At 38.2% G+C, this 16,497-nt stretch carries 20 protein-coding genes, 1 tRNA gene and 1 pseudogene; 9 read left to right on the top strand and 13 right to left on the bottom strand.

The annotated features are described in order from the left end of the window. Positions 1 to 19: 19 nt before the first annotated feature. Entirely contained in the window at positions 20 to 964 is a 945-nt protein-coding gene (gene prmB / locus BKK47_RS05590; RefSeq protein WP_077493915.1) for a 50S ribosomal protein L3 N(5)-glutamine methyltransferase, read from the bottom strand. Positions 965 to 1,059: 95 nt separating this feature from the next. Here prmB and smrB point away from each other — a divergent pair, with 95 nt between their 5' ends. Then, positions 1,060 to 1,563 carry an endonuclease SmrB gene (smrB, locus tag BKK47_RS05585; protein ID WP_077493914.1) on the top strand — a complete coding sequence of 168 codons (504 nt, stop codon included), beginning with the start codon at positions 1,060 to 1,062 and terminating at the stop codon, positions 1,561 to 1,563. 115 nt (positions 1,564 to 1,678) lie between these two features. On the opposite strand, the gene BKK47_RS05580 is transcribed toward smrB, so the two are convergent. Further along, positions 1,679 to 2,572, bottom strand: a complete 894-nt coding sequence (locus BKK47_RS05580; RefSeq protein ID WP_077493913.1) for a LysR family transcriptional regulator — start codon at positions 2,570 to 2,572, stop codon at positions 1,679 to 1,681. Positions 2,573 to 2,667: 95 nt separating this feature from the next. Between BKK47_RS05580 and topA the strand changes: the two genes are divergently transcribed. Further along, on the top strand, positions 2,668 to 5,274 hold the full coding sequence (gene topA, locus BKK47_RS05575; RefSeq protein ID WP_077493912.1) for a type I DNA topoisomerase: 2,607 nt from the start codon (positions 2,668 to 2,670) through the stop codon (positions 5,272 to 5,274). 41 nt (positions 5,275 to 5,315) lie between these two features. Here topA and BKK47_RS05570 read toward each other — a convergent pair whose 3' ends face one another. From BKK47_RS05570 to BKK47_RS05560, 3 genes are all read right to left on the bottom strand, one after another. After that, positions 5,316 to 6,149, bottom strand: a complete 834-nt coding sequence (locus BKK47_RS05570) for a DUF4198 domain-containing protein (protein ID WP_077493911.1) — start codon at positions 6,147 to 6,149, stop codon at positions 5,316 to 5,318. Positions 6,150 to 6,311: 162 nt separating this feature from the next. Continuing rightward, entirely contained in the window at positions 6,312 to 7,241 is a 930-nt protein-coding gene (uspE, locus tag BKK47_RS05565) for a universal stress protein UspE (protein ID WP_077493910.1), read from the bottom strand. Positions 7,242 to 7,357: 116 nt separating this feature from the next. Then, on the bottom strand, positions 7,358 to 8,131 hold the full coding sequence (locus BKK47_RS05560) for an FNR family transcription factor (RefSeq protein WP_077493909.1): 774 nt from the start codon (positions 8,129 to 8,131) through the stop codon (positions 7,358 to 7,360). Positions 8,132 to 8,429: 298 nt separating this feature from the next. Between BKK47_RS05560 and BKK47_RS05555 the strand changes: the two genes are divergently transcribed. After that, a tRNA-Leu gene (locus BKK47_RS05555) sits at positions 8,430 to 8,515 on the top strand. A gap of 222 nt (positions 8,516 to 8,737) precedes the next feature. Then, positions 8,738 to 9,724, top strand: coding sequence for a tyrosine-type recombinase/integrase (locus tag BKK47_RS05550; RefSeq protein WP_162273577.1), 987 nt, complete (start codon positions 8,738 to 8,740; stop codon positions 9,722 to 9,724). Here the strand turns inward: BKK47_RS05550 and BKK47_RS05545 are convergent. Genes BKK47_RS05545 through BKK47_RS05535 form a run of 3 tightly spaced genes read right to left on the bottom strand, consistent with a single transcriptional unit; the run spans position 9,721 to position 11,005 of the window. Further along, positions 9,721 to 10,002: a hypothetical protein gene (locus tag BKK47_RS05545; protein ID WP_077493908.1), complete on the bottom strand. Its 282-nt coding sequence runs from the start codon at positions 10,000 to 10,002 to the stop codon at positions 9,721 to 9,723. The genes BKK47_RS05550 and BKK47_RS05545 overlap by 4 nt on opposite strands. A gap of 47 nt (positions 10,003 to 10,049) precedes the next feature. Next, positions 10,050 to 10,772 carry a phage antirepressor KilAC domain-containing protein gene (locus BKK47_RS05540; protein WP_077493907.1) on the bottom strand — a complete coding sequence of 241 codons (723 nt, stop codon included), beginning with the start codon at positions 10,770 to 10,772 and terminating at the stop codon, positions 10,050 to 10,052. 14 nt (positions 10,773 to 10,786) lie between these two features. Then, positions 10,787 to 11,005, bottom strand: coding sequence for a hypothetical protein (locus BKK47_RS05535; protein ID WP_077493906.1), 219 nt, complete (start codon positions 11,003 to 11,005; stop codon positions 10,787 to 10,789). A 484-nt stretch (positions 11,006 to 11,489) separates the two neighbouring features. On the opposite strand from BKK47_RS05535, the gene BKK47_RS05530 reads away from it, so the two are divergent. Further along, a complete protein-coding gene (locus BKK47_RS05530; RefSeq protein ID WP_143529592.1) occupies positions 11,490 to 11,894 on the top strand; it encodes a hypothetical protein in 405 nt (134 codons plus the stop codon). An 84-nt stretch (positions 11,895 to 11,978) separates the two neighbouring features. On the opposite strand, the gene BKK47_RS05525 is transcribed toward BKK47_RS05530, so the two are convergent. After that, positions 11,979 to 12,215: a hypothetical protein gene (locus BKK47_RS05525; protein ID WP_059366179.1), complete on the bottom strand. Its 237-nt coding sequence runs from the start codon at positions 12,213 to 12,215 to the stop codon at positions 11,979 to 11,981. Positions 12,216 to 12,226: 11 nt separating this feature from the next. On the opposite strand from BKK47_RS05525, the gene BKK47_RS05520 reads away from it, so the two are divergent. Beyond that, complete coding sequence (locus tag BKK47_RS05520) at positions 12,227 to 12,409, top strand: YegP family protein (protein WP_018356020.1); 183 nt, start codon at positions 12,227 to 12,229, stop codon at positions 12,407 to 12,409. 60 nt (positions 12,410 to 12,469) lie between these two features. Here BKK47_RS05520 and BKK47_RS05515 read toward each other — a convergent pair whose 3' ends face one another. From BKK47_RS05515 to BKK47_RS05505, 3 genes are all read right to left on the bottom strand, one after another. Next, positions 12,470 to 12,784, bottom strand: coding sequence for a hypothetical protein (locus tag BKK47_RS05515; protein ID WP_077493904.1), 315 nt, complete (start codon positions 12,782 to 12,784; stop codon positions 12,470 to 12,472). 38 nt (positions 12,785 to 12,822) lie between these two features. Beyond that, entirely contained in the window at positions 12,823 to 13,470 is a 648-nt protein-coding gene (locus tag BKK47_RS05510) for a translocation protein TolB precursor (RefSeq protein ID WP_077493903.1), read from the bottom strand. Between the two features lie 205 nt (positions 13,471 to 13,675). Continuing rightward, a complete protein-coding gene (locus BKK47_RS05505; protein ID WP_077493902.1) occupies positions 13,676 to 14,347 on the bottom strand; it encodes a KilA-N domain-containing protein in 672 nt (223 codons plus the stop codon). 531 nt (positions 14,348 to 14,878) lie between these two features. Between BKK47_RS05505 and BKK47_RS05500 the strand changes: the two genes are divergently transcribed. The 3 genes from BKK47_RS05500 (at position 14,879) to BKK47_RS05490 (ending at position 16,317) form a co-directional block, all read left to right on the top strand. Then, on the top strand, positions 14,879 to 15,052 hold the full coding sequence (locus BKK47_RS05500; protein ID WP_077493901.1) for a ribbon-helix-helix protein, CopG family: 174 nt from the start codon (positions 14,879 to 14,881) through the stop codon (positions 15,050 to 15,052). A gap of 454 nt (positions 15,053 to 15,506) precedes the next feature. After that, positions 15,507 to 15,695 (top strand): ribbon-helix-helix protein, CopG family, encoded by a 189-nt coding sequence (locus BKK47_RS05495; protein WP_077493900.1) that lies wholly within the window; start codon positions 15,507 to 15,509, stop codon positions 15,693 to 15,695. Positions 15,696 to 15,810: 115 nt separating this feature from the next. Beyond that, positions 15,811 to 16,317, top strand: coding sequence for a PH domain-containing protein (locus BKK47_RS05490; protein ID WP_077493899.1), 507 nt, complete (start codon positions 15,811 to 15,813; stop codon positions 16,315 to 16,317). A 24-nt stretch (positions 16,318 to 16,341) separates the two neighbouring features. On the opposite strand, the pseudogene BKK47_RS12705 reads toward BKK47_RS05490, so the two are convergent. Continuing rightward, positions 16,342 to 16,497, bottom strand: a pseudogene (locus tag BKK47_RS12705) (recombinase RecT); the annotation flags it as partial.

Below are 16,497 nucleotides of genomic sequence, written 5' to 3'. Positions count from 1 at the left end.
AAAAACGACCGCACTTTTATCAAAAAATATTGTGATATCTCACTAAATCTTCTCGATTAATCGCAAAAACACCCAGCCCACCATTTTTAAGATCAACCCATTTAAATGGCACATCAGGATATTGTTCAATTAGGCTTACCATGCTATTTCCCACCTCACAAATCAATATGCCGTTTTCCGTTAAATAATCAGGTGCTTCTCTTAGAATTTGTTTAGTGATGTCCAAGCCGTCTTTACCTGAGCCCAAAGCGAGTTCAGGTTCAAAGTGAAATTCTTCCGGCATATCAGCAAGATCGTCTTCATCTACATAAGGTGGATTTGTCACAATAAGATCGTATTTTTGACCAAGAATATTCTCAAATAGATTTGATTGAATGGGGAAGACACGGTGTTCCAATTGGTGACGGGTAATATTGATTTCTGCAACATTTAAGGCATCAGCGGACAAATCCACAGCATCGACTTCAGTCTCAGGGAAAGCATAGGCGCAAGCAATCGCAATACAGCCGCTGCCGGTACAAAGATCAAGAATATGTTGTGGTGTTTGTTTCATTAAGCCTTCAAAGCGATCCTGAATGAGTGCGCTAATAGGGGAACGTGGAATAATCGTGCGTTCATCTACATAAAATTCATGGCCACAAAACCACGCACTATTTGTTAGGTAGGCAACCGGTACACGTTGTTCTATACGGGTTAAAACCAGTTGGACGAGGCTTTCTTTTTCTGAGGGAGTTAAACGACTGTGGAATAATTCGGTCGGTAGATCAATAGGTAATTGTAAACCGGCAAGCACAAGTTGAAGGCTTTCATCCCAAGCATTATCATAACCTTGACCATAGTAGATATCAGAACGATTAAATATGCTATATGTCCAACGGAGAAAATCTTGAATAGTATGAAGTTCATGGGCAACGTTATCTTCTAAAATTGTTGCGATCAATTCTTGATTGTATGTAATTTCCATCATATTTTCCTAGTGAAAAAATTTGCCTAGTTATACCACATAAGACCGTTGATAACTATGATATGATAAGCAAAATTTGAATTGAGTGAAGAAAAATGCAAGACGAATTTGAGTTGTTTCGTGCAGAAACGAAAGGTATTAAACCTATCAAACAAGATACGTTTGTAGCACCACGCCAAAAGAGCGGTCAAAAAAAATCCCATTTACGTGATATTCGTGAAAAAGAAGATACATTATTCTATTTTTCTGATGAATATGAACCGTTACTGAATGAAAACGATGGGGTCGTAAAATATCTTCGGGAAGGTGAGGATTCTCATTTACTTAAACAATTACGCCGAGGGGATTTTTCCCCCGAATTATTTTTAGATTTACACGGTTTAACCCGTGAACAGGCAAAAATGGAATTAGCTGCTTTATTGCTTGCCTGTGAAAGTGAGAGAGTATATTGCGCCAGTATTATGACAGGCTACGGCACTTTCACCTTAAAAAAACAAATACCCCGCTGGCTTGTTCAACATCCCAACGTGAGGGCATTACATCAAGCTCCAAGAGAATGGGGGGGAGAAGCGGCAATTTTGATTTTGCTGGAGGTGTAATTATCTTTTTTATCCGGGAAGGAAGAAAAGCATAAAAAGTGCGGTGAATTTTGATGTTATTTTTTCAATGAAAATATTCAAAAATTTGACCGCACTTAAGTTGATTCGCCAAAAATTAAACTTCAGAACACAACCCTAAACTAGCCAAAAACTCAATAAAAGCCCGTACTTTTGCAGGCAAATGTCGGCGGTTTGGATAGACGATATAAATTTCCAATTCTTGTTGTTTGTACTCCGGTAAAATTTCCACTAACTCTCCGGTTTCAAAAGCATCGCCTAGAATAAAACGGGGTAAATTGACAATGCCAAGCCCTGATTTCGCCATATCTAATAGTGCTAAGCCATTATTGCTTACAACTTTTGATTTGATTTTAAAGCGTTGTATTTGATTTGGTCGTACGCCTTGCCAGTTCACTTGATTTAATGTGCTTTTATAGAGTAATCCTTCATGGTGTTCGAGATCATCCGGTGTTTGAGGAATACCATATCGCTCAAGATAACGGGGAGAAGCGGCAAAGTGAATGGTGGATGTGCTAATTTTACGTGCAACTAAAGAACTATCTTGCATATAGCCAATGCGTAAAGCAAGGTCGTAGCCTTCAGCAAGTAGATCTATTTTTTTATCATTAAATTCTACTTCAATATGTAAATTAGGATGTGCCGCAATAAACATAGGTAAGTTAGGGGAGATAAATAATAAGCCAAAATCACGCGGTACGGAGATAAGAAGATTCCCTTGCAGACTTGTTGTCATGTTGCTGATACTGGCATCAGCTTCATCTAAATCAAGTAAAATACCTTGGCAACGTTGGTAATACATCATACCGGCTTCAGTTGGCATAATTTTTCTTGTGGTACGTTGTAACAAACGAGTTTTTAGATGTTCTTCCAGTTGAGAAACCAATTTACTTGCCATCGCGACAGAAATATTTTGTTGTAATGCCGCTTGAGTAAAACTCTGGGTTTCAACAACCTTACAAAAAATGGAAATCGCATTGAGTTTGTCCATTTATGTTCCTTTTTTTCAAAAAATACTTGATTTTGATTACGTAACTTTGCACTATACCGCCAATTTTACAAAATTCCAGTCAATTAGGTAATCAAATGAGTAAATCTTTGGTGATTGTCGAGTCACCGGCAAAAGCAAAAACCATTAATAAATATTTAGGCAGCCAATATGTGGTGAAATCCAGTGTGGGGCACATTCGGGATTTACCGACAGTGGGAACAAGTACGGGCGAGAAAGCTAAGCCAATTTCAACCAAAGGGATGAGTGCCGAAGAAAAAGCGAAAATTAAAGCAGAAAAAGAACGTAGCGCTTTAGTTAAACGCATGGGGATTGATCCCTATCACGATTGGAAAGCCAATTATCAAATCCTTCCGGGAAAAGAAAAAGTAGTAGCAGAATTAAAATCGCTGGCAAAGAAAACTGATCATGTTTATCTTGCCACCGATTTGGATAGGGAAGGAGAGGCTATCGCCTGGCATTTACGAGAAGTGATTGGCGGTGATGATGACCGTTTTAGCCGTGTAGTATTTAATGAAATCACTAAAAATGCGATTAAACAAGCTTTTGAAAAACCTGAACAATTGAATATGGATCGGGTGAATGCTCAACAAACACGCCGTTTCTTAGACCGTGTGGTGGGTTTTATGGTATCGCCGCTACTCTGGAAAAAAGTTGCACGAGGTTTATCCGCAGGACGTGTGCAATCTGTTGCAGTCAAATTATTAGTGGAACGTGAGCGTGAAATTAAGGCATTTCAACCGGAAGAATATTGGGAAGTGGGCGTTCTCACCCAAACTTTAGGTAAAGAAAATATTAGGTTGGATGTTACTGATTATAAAGGAAAGAAATTTGATCCCAAGAATAAGAAGGATGCTCAAAGTGCGGTTGATTTTCTGAACGTTTCTGATTACGTTGTCACAAATTTAGAAACCAAACCAACCAGTTCACGTCCGCGCGCACCTTTTATTACTTCCACTCTACAGCAAACCGCAAGCACTCGCTTGAGCTTTGGTGTTAAGAAAACCATGATGTTAGCACAGCGTCTTTATGAGGCGGGTTATATTACCTATATGCGTACGGACTCTACAAATTTGAGTCAGGATGCACTTAATATGGCACGCAACCATATTGAAAAACACTTTGGTGTACAATATTTGCCGGCAAAACCCAATTTCTATTCGAGCAAGGAAAATGCACAGGAAGCCCATGAGGCGATTCGCCCTTCCGATATAGCCATTTTGCCGGAACATTTGGAAGGAATGGAAAAAGATGCGGTTCGTCTTTACGATTTAATTTGGCGTCAATTTTTAGCCTGTCAAATGCCACCTGCACAATATGATAGTAGTACGCTTACCGTTACTGCGGGCGACTATACTTTGAAAGCCAAGGGAAGAATTTTACGTTTTGATGGTTGGACAAAAGTACTTCCACAACTGGGAAAAAATCCAGAAGATCAAGAATTGCCTTCAGTTACTGTTTCAGAGAAATTAACTCTAAAAGAAGTACAACCAAGCCAACATTTTACTAAACCTCCGGCGCGTTTTACTGAGGCAGCGTTAGTAAAAGAGTTGGAAAAACGTGGGATAGGTCGTCCTTCTACCTATGCTACAATTATTTCGACTATTCAAGAGCGCGGGTATGTGAGAACGGAAAGTCGTCGTTTTTATGCCGAGAAAATGGGGGAAATAGTTACGGATCGCTTAAATGAATCTTTTGGTGATTTAATGAACTATGATTTTACGGCAAATATGGAAAATGTGCTTGATCAAATCGCCTCTGGTTCTACGAATTGGAAAACAGAATTAAATCAATTTTTTAAAGATTTCTCCAATCAATTATCAAAAGCGGAGTTAGACGAATTGGAAGGCGGTATGCGTCCAAATAGCTTAGTGGAAACCGATATTAAGTGTCCAACCTGTGGCAGCAATATGGCTATTCGTACGGCAAGCACTGGGGTATTTTTAGGTTGTACCGGTTATGCTTTACCGCCTAAAGAACGCTGCAAAACGACGATTAATTTAATTCCTGAGGCGGAATTATTAAACGTATTAGATGAATCTTCTGAAACAAAAGCATTGATGGAACGTAAACGTTGTCCAAAATGTGATACTGCGATGGACAGCTATGTTATTGATGCAAATCGTAAAATCCATATTTGTGGTAACAATCCAAATTGTGATGGCTATTTGATTGAAGAAGGTTCTTTTAAAATTAAAGGCTATGACGGACCAATTGTTGAATGTGACAAATGTGGTGCGGATATGCACCTAAAATTAGGTCGTTTCGGTAAATATATGGCTTGTACAAAATGTGATAACACTCGCAAAATTTTGAAAAATGGAGAAGTTGCCCCACCAAAAGAAGAGCCGGTACATTTCCCTGAATTGAAATGTGAAAAATCTGATGCTTATTTTGTTCTACGTGATGGTGCAAGTGGTGTATTTATGTCTGCCCATAATTTTCCTAAATCACGTGAAACACGTCCGGCAAAAGTAGCTGAATTGGCATTATATCGTGAGCGTCTGCCGGAAAAATTGGCTTATCTTGCTGATGCACCACAAAAAGATCCGGAGGGTAATGAAGCCATTATTCGTTTTAGCCGTAAAGAGAAGAAGCAATATGTAACTTCTGAAAAAGAGGGTAAAGCAACAAAATGGATTGTTGATTTTGTTGATGGAAAATGGGTTGAAAGGAAAAAATAGAAAAGAAAAAGTGCGGTTAATTTTAACCGCACTTTTTGCTTTTAATGATGATGTTCCGGTTTTGCTGGGAGTTTATCCAAACCTTTTCCTACAGGAAGAATTAAGGTTGAATAATTTGCCGATTGTTGGCAAATATTTTGATCGGCAAATGGCTTTTTATGAACGACTTTAATTTTCCAAATACCGTCAATTAACGGAATGATATTAACTCGTCCTTGGCTATCTGTTTTACCGGAAAAACCTTGGGGTTCACGATGACCCGTTGCAGCTTCTAAATCTTTTACTATGACCGTATCTGCCGTTGCAATCACTGTTTCTCCCGCTAATGGCATTTCATTATAGAAAATTTGAACAGGGAAGGCTTCGCCTGATTTTACTTGACTTGGATCTTTCAATGGAACGATTTCAAGAGGTAATCCTATACGGGTCATGGCCATTTCTGCATTTAAAGGTTGATTTCCCACAGTCAAAAGGCTTTTGCCAAACATTTGAGTTTGTTCGCAGTAAGTCGCATTTGGTGTCGCTTTCATATTATCCATCTTCCAGCCTTCAGCATTTTGTGACCAAAAAGTCGGTTTGTAGGTTGCGGTAACCCAATAAGAACCTGATTTTAAAGGTTTTTCAGATTGATATTGATAATTTTCACCTTTTTGGATCAAGGGTTGATGTTCACCATTTTGGTTGATGATTTCCATTGGTGCAAAAATATGTAAGCGGGCATCAGGAATTTTTTCAACATAAGGGTAGTCTCCATAAGCAAGCTCTGCTTTTAAAATATTTTCTGCTTTTAATCGTTCTGGTGCGGATACCCAAACCTCGTGCGCTTGTACACTACCGACAAAAAAGGCTAGCCCTAGGATCAGATTTTTTTTCATTATTTTTCTCCTTGTAAATGAAAATGATTCTTAAAAATGGGGTGGGGAATATAGAGGAAAAGTGAAAGATGATCGAGTAATTTTTTTTAAATTTGTGAAATAGATCACAAAAAAAGTGCGGTCAGAAAAAATAACATTTTAAATGACCGCACTTTTTTGTAATTAGGCTTCTTTTTTGGAGGGTTTAATCGCAAGTAAATTGCAATTTAATTTGCTGATAACATGTTCTGCAGTATTACCAAGCAATGCAGCAGATAAACCCGTGCGACCAACAGTACCGAGAATGACCAGTTCAGCTTCAATTTTTTGTGCTACTTCAGGGATAACATCTTCAGGGAAACCTTCATACACATGTGTATGATCTTCATCAATACCGAATTTTTGACGTAAGGTTTTCATATTAATTAAATGTTGTCCACGAATGCTATTTTCATAGCCCAGTGTATTAAATTCAGGCAAATCAATTGCCATATTAATTGGAGTGACAGGGTAGGCTGCAACAAGATGAACATTACCACGGTTTAGTCTTTCCGCGAGAGAAATGCCGGTTTCGACAAGTTCCTGATTAAATTTATCTTGATAATCCTGTTCACCGGATACGTTTACGGCAATGAGAATTCGGCGTTGATGCTTCCAATTACCATCACGAACCATAAGTACAGGAATCGGGCATTTGCGTAATAACTGCCAATCTACCGGAGTAAAAATAAGAGAAGTTAAACTTTCCTCATCTTTGGTATATTTTACAACTAAATCATATTGGTTTTTTTCAACTTCTTCACGAATACCTTCCGCTTCGTTACTGTTCCAAACAATATGAGATTCAAATTCAATTTGTGGATCTGCGTATTTGTCTAGATAAAATTGAACAGCTTGACGATGTTGTTCAATCGCTGTTTTGTGCATTTCCTCACGTTCATCAGAAGACAGTAAGGCTGTCATTTCATAAGATAAATCGTAAACGGTTAATAATGTTGTGATTTTGACTTTTTCAATACTTTCTTGCTCTTTTACCAACCGAACCGCACGAGCTAGAGCATACTGTTTTTCATTATCAGGGTTAAGAACAACTAGGATATTTTTAAATTTCATGACAATCTCCTTGGTTATGCATATAGCATAAAAAAGAATTTATGATATGACAAGAAAAGTTCCCAAAAAAACTGATCCAGCACATATTAATAAAGAGAGAAAATTACGCTCAACTCTCATCCAGTCATTGTAATTTTTGTTTTATTTATACCCGAAAGCTCAATTAACTCATTGATATTATTTATGATAATATATTTTCCCTGTACAGAAAGTACACCTAATTTCTGGAATCGACCTAAGAGACGGCTGATGGTTTCAACCGTTAAGCCAAGGTAATTACCAATATCACCACGTGTCATAGTTAAACGAAATTCCTTTGCCGAGAAACCACGGAGAGAGTAGCGTCTGGAAAGATTATGGATAAATGCGGCAAGACGTTCTTCGGCATTCATTTTAGAAAGTAATAAAATCATTTCTTGATCCCTTTTGATTTCACTACTCATTAAACGGACTATCTGATGACGAAGTTTGGGCATTTTTCCTGAAAGTTCGTCTAAAATATCAAAAGGAATCTCGCATACCATAGATGTTTCTAAGGCCTGCGCAAAACTAGGATGCTTCATATTAGTAATTGCATCAAAACCCACGACATCGCCCGGTAAATGAAAAGAAGTAACTTGCTCTTCACCCGTTTCACTGACCGTATAGCTTTTAATCGTGCCGGAGCGGATAGCATAAATGGAATTCAGTTTGTCGCCAGCTTTAAATAATATTTGTGATTTCTGAATAGGTTTTTTGCGTTCTATAATGTTATCTAATTGATCAAGTTCATGTTCATTTAATGTGAAAGGAATACAAAGTTGGCTAATACTACAATCTTGGCAATGAATAGCCCCACCTATTGGTTGAGTCCGACATCCTACCTTAGCTTCCGAAATGAAATTTTTCATTTAACCCTCAGATTTTTTAAAATAATAGTGTAAAATTGATCTAGCTCAAAGATTTTAACACTAAATAGGGATTTTCAGAAGATGGCAGCAGAAAAATTAACAAAGAAAAAGTTGGTTCAAATTTTGGTGACATTATGTGTTCTGGGAGGCGTATTTGTTTGGCGATATTTTTTGTCTTAAAAATACCATCAATAGCAGTAAAAGGATAAGTTTGATTAATTTTAAATCAAATGGTTTTAAAAAGTAGAGTTTTTACTTGCGACTATATTTTATATCCGTATAATTCCCCACATTCATTGCCTGGGTGGCGAAATTGGTAGACGCAGCGGATTCAAAATCCGCCGGTGAATAACCGTGTCGGTTCGAGTCCGACCCTAGGCACCATATATAAACCCTTGATAATCAATCAAGGGTTTTCTTTTATTTGTTTTTTTATAGAAAACTCAATAAGTTATAAGCTGTTCTATTGCCAACTATTACTCATCTCCTTTCTTAGATATTGCTCTTTTTTAAGTATTTTTATATATTTTTGTGTGTCGATTACGCCAAAATTACGCCAATGTAACATGCAATTTTGACGTACCTTAGCAAAAAATAGGAGCAAAAATGTCAACAATTCGCAAGCGTGGTGATAAATGGCGGGTGGAAATCTATAAAAATGGTGTCCGCAAATCAAAAACTTGTGCAACAAAAGCTGAAGCCACATTGTGGGGAGCAGAAGAAGAAAAGAAAATGGAGTTGCAAGCACAAGGATTACAGCCAGATACGCTATTTTCCGATGTGATTAAGCGGTATCTCAATGAAATTACTCCAACAAAGCGAGGCGAAAAACACGAGTTTAATCGGTTAAATAGGTTTTTACGACATCCAATAACTGATAAATACATCTCTGATGTAACCCGTAAAGATGTTGAAAATTGGATTGAGGAAAGGCTGGGGGAAGTGAAGAGCGAAAGTGTGCGCCGTGAATTATCTACGATAGGGCATATATTTAAAATCGCTCTTGAACGGTGGGGCTACATACAAAAAAGCCCAATGATCGGCGTACAATTACCGGAAAAAGGAAAACCACGTACTCAACGAGTAACGGAAGAAGATATTGCCGCTATTGTGATGGTCAGCGGATATGTTGATACGCTAAAAACGGCAAAGGCGAGAACAGCCGCAGCGATGTTATTTGCTGTTGAAACTGCAATGAGGGCAGGGGAGATTTGTAGTCTTAGTTGGGATAATGTAGATTTGGTGAAACGTACTGCATTTTTGCCTATGACAAAAAATGACACATCTAGAACGGTGCCGCTAACGAAAAACGCAATCGCTATTTTAGAGCGGTTAAAAAGTGAGGTAGGGGATGATGGGTTATGTTTTGATATTAAGTCCAGTGTACTTGATGCAACATTTCGTAAACTCAAAAAACTTGCAGAGCGTGAATATTTACATTTCCACGATACCCGCAGAGAGGCATTGACTAGGCTATCAAGAAAAGTAGATGTGATGACTTTAGCCAAAATATCTGGACATAAAGATATTTCGATTTTGCAAAATGTCTATTATGCCCCAGATATGGCGGAGGTGGCAGGATTGCTAGATTAATTAAGACGTTTAGCGTTAATGCGACACCAACGGACAATTTCGCCCGCTATATACAGAGGGCGAGAGTTTTTTTGCGGATCTAATGTGACCGGCTTCGGAAAGTTAGGTAATTTTGAGATTGTTTTTGCGACAGTCTGATAATGTCGTCTCATATAGATAGCTATATCCTCAAGCGTAATTAGGTTTTGGCTTTTTTCAGTTAGGTTGGATAACGCAGCCATTTTTGCTGCATTAACAATTTCTTCCTCAGCTTTTGAGGAAAGTTTAATTTGCTCCATATTTCCTCCAATAAAAAACCTAGCTTTCGCTAGGCTTGTTTTAAGTTTTATGCTGCCTGTTTTAATTCAAGCATTTTGGCTAGTTTTGTTAATCCTTTTGCTGTGATTAATACACGTTCGCAGACCTTTTCTGTACCATCTTCTCGTGTTGTAATGTGGATCTTATGTTCGAGTAATAGCTGTTGTAATTTATCTTGGTAAGCAATCCAATTTGAGTTTCCTGGTCGTTTGTAGATCCATTTTTGTGATGATAAGAAATCAAATAGAAATTTAGGCTTTACACCTAAATGTTTTGCTGCATCGGTTGTACACATCGATCCTTCCGCTTGAGTGGCTATGCGATCAAAGGCTGCCACCGTAGGTTGCATTTCTTTAACCTGAGCAATCGCAATTTGTTTTTGTTCATACTCAACAGCCCAAGCTCTTGCCGCTTCCGCAGGGTTGCTAAAATCAGGTAAAAGTGCGGTTGGTTTTTGTTGATTTTCTAATTCTTGCCAACGATCAACTAGTCTTGCTGTAAATTCAGGACAAAGTTGAGCGACTACAATGTAAGTATCACGCTTAATTAGTAGGTAAACTTTTTCAGAACGAGGGCGACCTAGGCTGTCCTGAAATTGTACATCCCCCATTGGGGGTTGTACGATAATTCCTTTATCTACAAGGCGTTCAATAGATTGTTTCACTTTGTCATGACGGCTTTCTACAAGCTCCGCAATTTCACGACTACTCATTGTCAAAGTTTCATTATTTAATGTGATTAATTTGTTCATAATAAAAATTCCTATTATTTGGCGGTTGAAATGTGATTATCGATTTGAGAGACAAGATCTAACGCAGTCCATAACGTGCCGGTAATAACTTGTTGAGATGATAAAAAGCCTGATGAAAGATCGTTTCCATCATTCAAAACAATTTGGATAAGTGATTTGGCTTGTTCGGTGAGTTTGTTGATTTCATCTATCGTGTCGATGGATAGACTTCTAAAGGAATTGATATTTGACATTTTATGCCCCTTTGTAATTTAGTTAATATTCGATCAACCTTAGTAGGGGTGATCGGGCTTCAACTACCGTACAAAGTCGGCGGAGCTTATTTCCCGAAGGTATTATATTAGGCTCTCTAGACCCGATCATAGATCAAATATGCCACTAAATTTTAGGCATAAAAAAACCGCTTTATATCGGAGCGAGAAAACCGACTTTGTATAGTAGTGCGGTTATCTTAATCCGAAAGGGCGGTGGGTGTCAAATTAGATTTTACCGAATATAAATGAAATACCGATAGTAAATGCAATTAAACCGACACAGCAAATCGCTATGCCTATTAGGATATATATCCAATTGTACATTCGTTTCTCCTATTAAAAAGCAATCTCCCAGTGCTAGAATAAAGGTGCTTAATCATTATTTTCGCAACAAGGAGATTGCTATGTTTGATGCAAACGCTATCACAGCGATTTGTGCAGTGTTGGGTGTTCTAGGCGTTGGATGTGGTTACAAAATATCTTAAGAAAGAGAATGCCTTTTCCTCATTTCCATTCTCGAGGTATTTTAAATACGTCTCATATTAAGGGAATAACCATTTATCCAAAGCGAACTTCTTTTGCGTATCAATTAGAACGGATTGAATCTGACCTTCCTTTATTTAAGGCGTGGGACGGTACAGATTATTTAGGTCGTGGAAAAATTGAGCTTCAGAGTGAAATTGATCTATCAAATATAAATTTGGTTATTCCATCTATTCATCAATCAATAGAAAATAAAGTATTTTTAGAATTTTATGTTAATTTAAAAACGTATAATAGGTCATTTTACTCAATTAGGTTACATTTTAAATCGGAATATTTTCCGTTTAAATGGGGGAAGCTAATCGATATTCCAGTTCAAATGTAGGTGGCTTTTCTTCATTCGAAGTGAGGCGGTGTCAAATTTTTCAAAAGCAAAACCACTTATTAAAATGTGAGATATGCCTCAAAATTAAAATGATTTTGTTGAAGATGAAAATCGCTGTGCTATTCTTTTGATCGCCTTTGCTAACCACGAGGTATCTTTTACCGGAATGTGAATTGATTGCGTAATTTCGCCTTCGTAGGTTGCTTGGGAAACTGCCTTTATTTTTTCTTTGGCTTGCTTTGGCGTATCGGCAAAGATATTGATAACCCAAGTTTGACCCTCAAAATGATAAGTAAAGGTATATTCTTTCATTTGGTGCATAAGGAGCTCCTATGTATTTTGAAATTTATAAAGATGCGAAAGGTGAATTTCGCTGGAGATTGAAAGCAGGTAATCACCAATCTATAGCGACAAGTGGTGAAGGCTATACAACAAAGCAAAGTTGCCAACACGCCATTGGCGTTATTAAAACTGTAAATGAACAAACAGAAGTTAAAGACTTGACTGTTGCTTAAAATTTAGCCCTGTAATAACAGGGCTTTTATAAAATGAAACTGTGCATAAGAGCGGTTCGGTTAATTGCGGCTTGTATCAACAACCGGCAACTCAACAAACGCATTAAGCGGTTGAGGTGTTTCTTGTCTTTTATTTCGATTTTCGTCAATCCAAGCCAACAAGCCTTTAAATTCGTGATAATAACGGGCTTGCTTGGTTGCTTCTTTAACAATAAACTCACGCATTTCGCTATCTAAAAGTAACCAGTATTTTTTGACTTGTTCAATGGCTCTCAGTCGTTCGTCCGCTGAATTGGCGTTGAAATTGTCATAAACATATTTACCAAACAATTCATCGAAAAACGAATAGGCAATGCTGATATAGATTTCGTTCATTTTGTTTACCTATAAAAAGCCCATGGTGAGGTGGGCGGTTAAGCTGAATATTGTTCAATGCACGCTTGATAATAAATTTTGGCGGCATCAACACGATCTTTGATTTTGTCGATGAGGGCATTATCACGTTTTACCACAACCGTTGTAATGCGTTTGTCTTGCGGGATTTGTTCGACTAAATCAATGTAGCGTTCGGGGCTATCATAGCTGCTTAACATTTCGTAAGGGGTAGGGAAGAGGACAAAATCAATTTGTGCTTCTTCACAATCCCATAGCCACATATAGCCTTGCATTTGAATGTCATAACCGGCTTTTTTCGCTTTGTCTGCCGCTTCATCGGTAAAAAATGGGTGTGAGCCAATATCCCACGAGCATTTTGTATCAATAATGAGCTTGCGAGAGGGAACGTAAATATCACACTCTCCCGTGATCCATTCATTCTCTCGGCGTTCAGTGTTTTTCTTGAGGGGCAAGCCTCGTTTTCTGCCGCTTAATTTAATGGCTTGTTCTTCCAGTAAATTGCCTTTTTCGGTGTATTTGTTGCCTTCAAAATCTTGATAACCGAACAGATCGAATTTAGCGATCTTTCTGACCGCACTTTTGGCGGTGTCGGAAAGTCCTTCTCCGCCTCTCTTCTGTGGCATAAAGTCGGCAAGACCTGAACATCGGGCTTTGAATTGGTACATAGTTATTCCTTATTGTTGAATGTGAGAAATTTTCCCATCGTAGTCGTGGGTGAGATCCAGTTGATATGCGCTGATAATCACAAACACGGCAAGCACAATTTTTAAACCTTTCTTGAGCATTTTTTCTTCCTTTTGCTGAATTTTGGGTGCAAGAAACCGCCGCACGGTTTTCACGGGGGAAAGTGCGGTCGGTTTTAATTAAGTTTTAGAATAAGTGGACTAATCCGCCACTTCGGATGATGGCGTTAGGGTGTCGCACATTGTAGATAATGCGGTTCCAGCCGTTGCCGTGCGTAATGTCTTGATTAAATTCGGTCGTTATCCGTTGCAATGTCGGCAACATCTCTTGTGGAAGATTGCCGTAGCGTTCGTTAAGTTGGCGAATGGCTCGGGCATAATCACCACCGAAACCACCGAATTGTTTTTGCAATTTATCCGTGAGTTCGATGTAGTTACGCAATGCGTACCACGCCCAACAGAAATCTTGCATTTCTTTTTCGGTTAAATCACGTTGATACATTTTCGATGGTTCAGGCAAAGCAAGTTGTTTTGGTTGATTTTTATCAATTAAGATCTTTTCAATTTGCTCATCACACCAAATGGCAAATTCAACATTTAGCCAACGGGCAAATGGAACAGCTAATCTGCGGTGTAGCCAAGTGCCACCACTTACTCCACGAGTTGTTTTTAAAATACGGGATTTTTCCGTATTTAAATTTTTACAAAGTAAATCAATATATTCTTGAGTGCTATCTAGACGTAGCCATTCATTAGGAAGTTTATTGAAATGTTTTGCAATAGCAGTTGCGTTGAGATATGCGTCATCTTGGAAGAAAACTTGAGTGCCGTTGTAATCGGCTGTGATGATATTTGTCATTTTGACTTTTCCTGTTTCTGTTTTCGAAAATTAACCCAGTTTCGACACTGGGCGTCGGGAGGTTCGAAAGCCTGAAACAGGTTAGGCTGGAGTTATTCCCCGAAGGTCTTTTATTCCTCACCCTCCCGACATAGTCGAGATTTCGGCATAAAAAAAGACCGCACTTTGGCGATCCGTTTACTACCGCCTGTTCCAAGGTTTCGACACCTTGGGGCGGATAGTAGTATAAAGTGTTGGGGTTGTCAAATAAAAAATATATTTAAAACTACAAAAAATACTTGCAATTAAATATAGTTTTAACTACAATAGTCATATCTAAGGCAAGGTGCTTTAGAACAAGAAACCGCCCTTGTAGTGAGCGGTCTTAAAAGGAGCTAGGATTATGTTCTGGAAAATCGCAATCCTAGTTATCTTGTTGGTAGTAAGTTCAAACGCTTACTAGTTAATGGATAACCCTGCGGGGGGACTGGTACTCCCCCCAACGGCTCCTAATATAACAACTTAGATTTTAAAAATCAACAGGAAGCTGATATGGCAATGACAAAAAAAGAAATTCAAGACCGTTCTGATAAAAAACGAGGAGTACGTATGGTTGGTTTTAAGTTGAAAGAAGAAACGATCCAATATTTAAATCTATTAAGTGAACGAACGGGTAAATCTAAAACTGCACTCATCGAGGAGATGATTTTAAGTTATCAGGGCTGATCGGGGTTCAACTTACCGCTTCAGACGGCGGAGCTTATTCAGATGTATTGTATATCGCTCTCTCGACCCGATCATAGATCAAATTACACCTAAATTTTAGGCATAAAAAAACGCATTATATCGGATGCGGAAACCGCTGTTTATGTATGTAAGTGCGGTTATCTTAATCCGAGTTAGAGCGGTTTGTCAAATAAAAAAGCCCACAAATAATTTGTAGGCTTTCTTGAAATTTCTCTTGTTTTGTATGTAAACATACAATATAATAACCTCACTTTCAAGGGGCAATCTTGAAAGTGAGCGTAAGGCTTAAACCTTACAACGAAGAGGATAATAAAATGTTGAAGTACATTATCCTAGTTATCGTTTTATTACTCTGGTCTTTGCCAGTTTACTAATCCGATAACTTACTGGGGAGCTGCAACTCCCCAGTTCTTCAAAATCATAAGGAATTATTATGGCTCTGTCAAGAACTGAAATTAACGCCCGCAGTGAGGCAAAACGTGGGATTGTGACGAAAGCGTTTAAAATCCCTCAAAGTGTATCACAAGATATTGATGAGTTGGCAATCGCTCTTGGTATCTCAAAAGGTAAAGTCCTTCAGCAAGCGGTGGAATTACTTAAACAATCTCAAAAAGGGGCGTAATGCCCTTTTTTAATCCGAAAGGGCGGTGGTGTCAATATCCTACATACTGAAACCCCCTATCCTGTGCTAGAATGTAAGTGTCCAATTTATATTCATCAGAACAGGAGATTTCAGTATGTGGGATTCAGTTTCCAAGATAGTTATTCACTTGATTGATAAGGTTTCATTTACTGCTATGTTCCTCTTTACCTTGACGTTTGGTCTACTATGGTTCGCTATTCCTTATGAGATGGCTACTTATTACCTTGCACCAAGAATATTACCTATAGGAATTTATTGGGGCTTTTTATTTGTGTGTTCTAGTGGCGTATTTCTTTTTGTGAGAGCAATAGATAATTATTGTTATCCACGTTTTAAACGGTGGAAAGCATTTCGTGCGTGGGAAAATATTTATGCAACACTTTCTCAGGAAGACTTAGCGATTGTCGAAAAACTGGTGAGCCAAGATGGCGCACCCTTAGAATTAAAAAAAGATCAAGCTATAAGTTTAGTTTCTAAGGGGATTATTAGCGTGAAGTTCTTTCATCCTATGTTTAATTCGTATCTGCTTACACCTTCATTTCGAGCTTTTATTTTTAATAGATATCAGACAGAGATACTCAAAGTCAAAAAAGGGGCGTAATGCCATTTTTATCCGAAAGGGGGATTATTCCCCCTTCTGACTTTCCAACTTTTCCAATTCCTCATGCTGCTCTTTGCTGAACTCATATAAACCACTATCACACAATTCTTGCAGTGTGGTTTCGCCGTTAATGATGTTTTGTTTGCATTGTTCAAAAGTGGTTTCATCTACGATTGAGTT

This window comes from Rodentibacter mrazii, assembly GCF_001998825.1.
Classification (GTDB): Bacteria; Pseudomonadota; Gammaproteobacteria; order Enterobacterales; family Pasteurellaceae; genus Rodentibacter; species Rodentibacter mrazii.
Note: the sequence above shows the minus strand (reverse complement) of the source record. Positions and strands in the feature narration are given on the sequence as shown.

What these genes read in the sequence shown, in the direction of transcription:
- smrB (WP_077493914.1), top strand. Translation starts at nt 1,060, where the DNA reads ATGCAAGACGAATTTGAGTTGTTTCGTGCAGAAACGAAAGGTATTAAA.
- BKK47_RS05505 (WP_077493902.1), bottom strand. Translation starts at nt 14,347, where the DNA reads ATGACAAATATCATCACAGCCGATTACAACGGCACTCAAGTTTTCTTC.
- BKK47_RS05580 (WP_077493913.1), bottom strand. Translation starts at nt 2,572, where the DNA reads ATGGACAAACTCAATGCGATTTCCATTTTTTGTAAGGTTGTTGAAACC.
- BKK47_RS05545 (WP_077493908.1), bottom strand. Translation starts at nt 10,002, where the DNA reads ATGGAGCAAATTAAACTTTCCTCAAAAGCTGAGGAAGAAATTGTTAAT.
- BKK47_RS05515 (WP_077493904.1), bottom strand. Translation starts at nt 12,784, where the DNA reads ATGAACGAAATCTATATCAGCATTGCCTATTCGTTTTTCGATGAATTG.
- BKK47_RS05495 (WP_077493900.1), top strand. Translation starts at nt 15,507, where the DNA reads ATGGCTCTGTCAAGAACTGAAATTAACGCCCGCAGTGAGGCAAAACGT.
- prmB (WP_077493915.1), bottom strand. Translation starts at nt 964, where the DNA reads ATGGAAATTACATACAATCAAGAATTGATCGCAACAATTTTAGAAGAT.
- BKK47_RS05520 (WP_018356020.1), top strand. Translation starts at nt 12,227, where the DNA reads ATGTATTTTGAAATTTATAAAGATGCGAAAGGTGAATTTCGCTGGAGA.
- BKK47_RS05510 (WP_077493903.1), bottom strand. Translation starts at nt 13,470, where the DNA reads ATGTACCAATTCAAAGCCCGATGTTCAGGTCTTGCCGACTTTATGCCA.
- BKK47_RS05525 (WP_059366179.1), bottom strand. Translation starts at nt 12,215, where the DNA reads ATGCACCAAATGAAAGAATATACCTTTACTTATCATTTTGAGGGTCAA.
- BKK47_RS05570 (WP_077493911.1), bottom strand. Translation starts at nt 6,149, where the DNA reads ATGAAAAAAAATCTGATCCTAGGGCTAGCCTTTTTTGTCGGTAGTGTA.
- BKK47_RS05550 (WP_162273577.1), top strand. Translation starts at nt 8,738, where the DNA reads ATGTCAACAATTCGCAAGCGTGGTGATAAATGGCGGGTGGAAATCTAT.
- BKK47_RS05530 (WP_143529592.1), top strand. Translation starts at nt 11,490, where the DNA reads ATGTGGTTACAAAATATCTTAAGAAAGAGAATGCCTTTTCCTCATTTC.
- BKK47_RS05500 (WP_077493901.1), top strand. Translation starts at nt 14,879, where the DNA reads ATGGCAATGACAAAAAAAGAAATTCAAGACCGTTCTGATAAAAAACGA.
- topA (WP_077493912.1), top strand. Translation starts at nt 2,668, where the DNA reads ATGAGTAAATCTTTGGTGATTGTCGAGTCACCGGCAAAAGCAAAAACC.
- BKK47_RS05540 (WP_077493907.1), bottom strand. Translation starts at nt 10,772, where the DNA reads ATGAACAAATTAATCACATTAAATAATGAAACTTTGACAATGAGTAGT.
- BKK47_RS05535 (WP_077493906.1), bottom strand. Translation starts at nt 11,005, where the DNA reads ATGTCAAATATCAATTCCTTTAGAAGTCTATCCATCGACACGATAGAT.
- uspE (WP_077493910.1), bottom strand. Translation starts at nt 7,241, where the DNA reads ATGAAATTTAAAAATATCCTAGTTGTTCTTAACCCTGATAATGAAAAA.
- BKK47_RS05560 (WP_077493909.1), bottom strand. Translation starts at nt 8,131, where the DNA reads ATGAAAAATTTCATTTCGGAAGCTAAGGTAGGATGTCGGACTCAACCA.
- BKK47_RS05490 (WP_077493899.1), top strand. Translation starts at nt 15,811, where the DNA reads ATGTGGGATTCAGTTTCCAAGATAGTTATTCACTTGATTGATAAGGTT.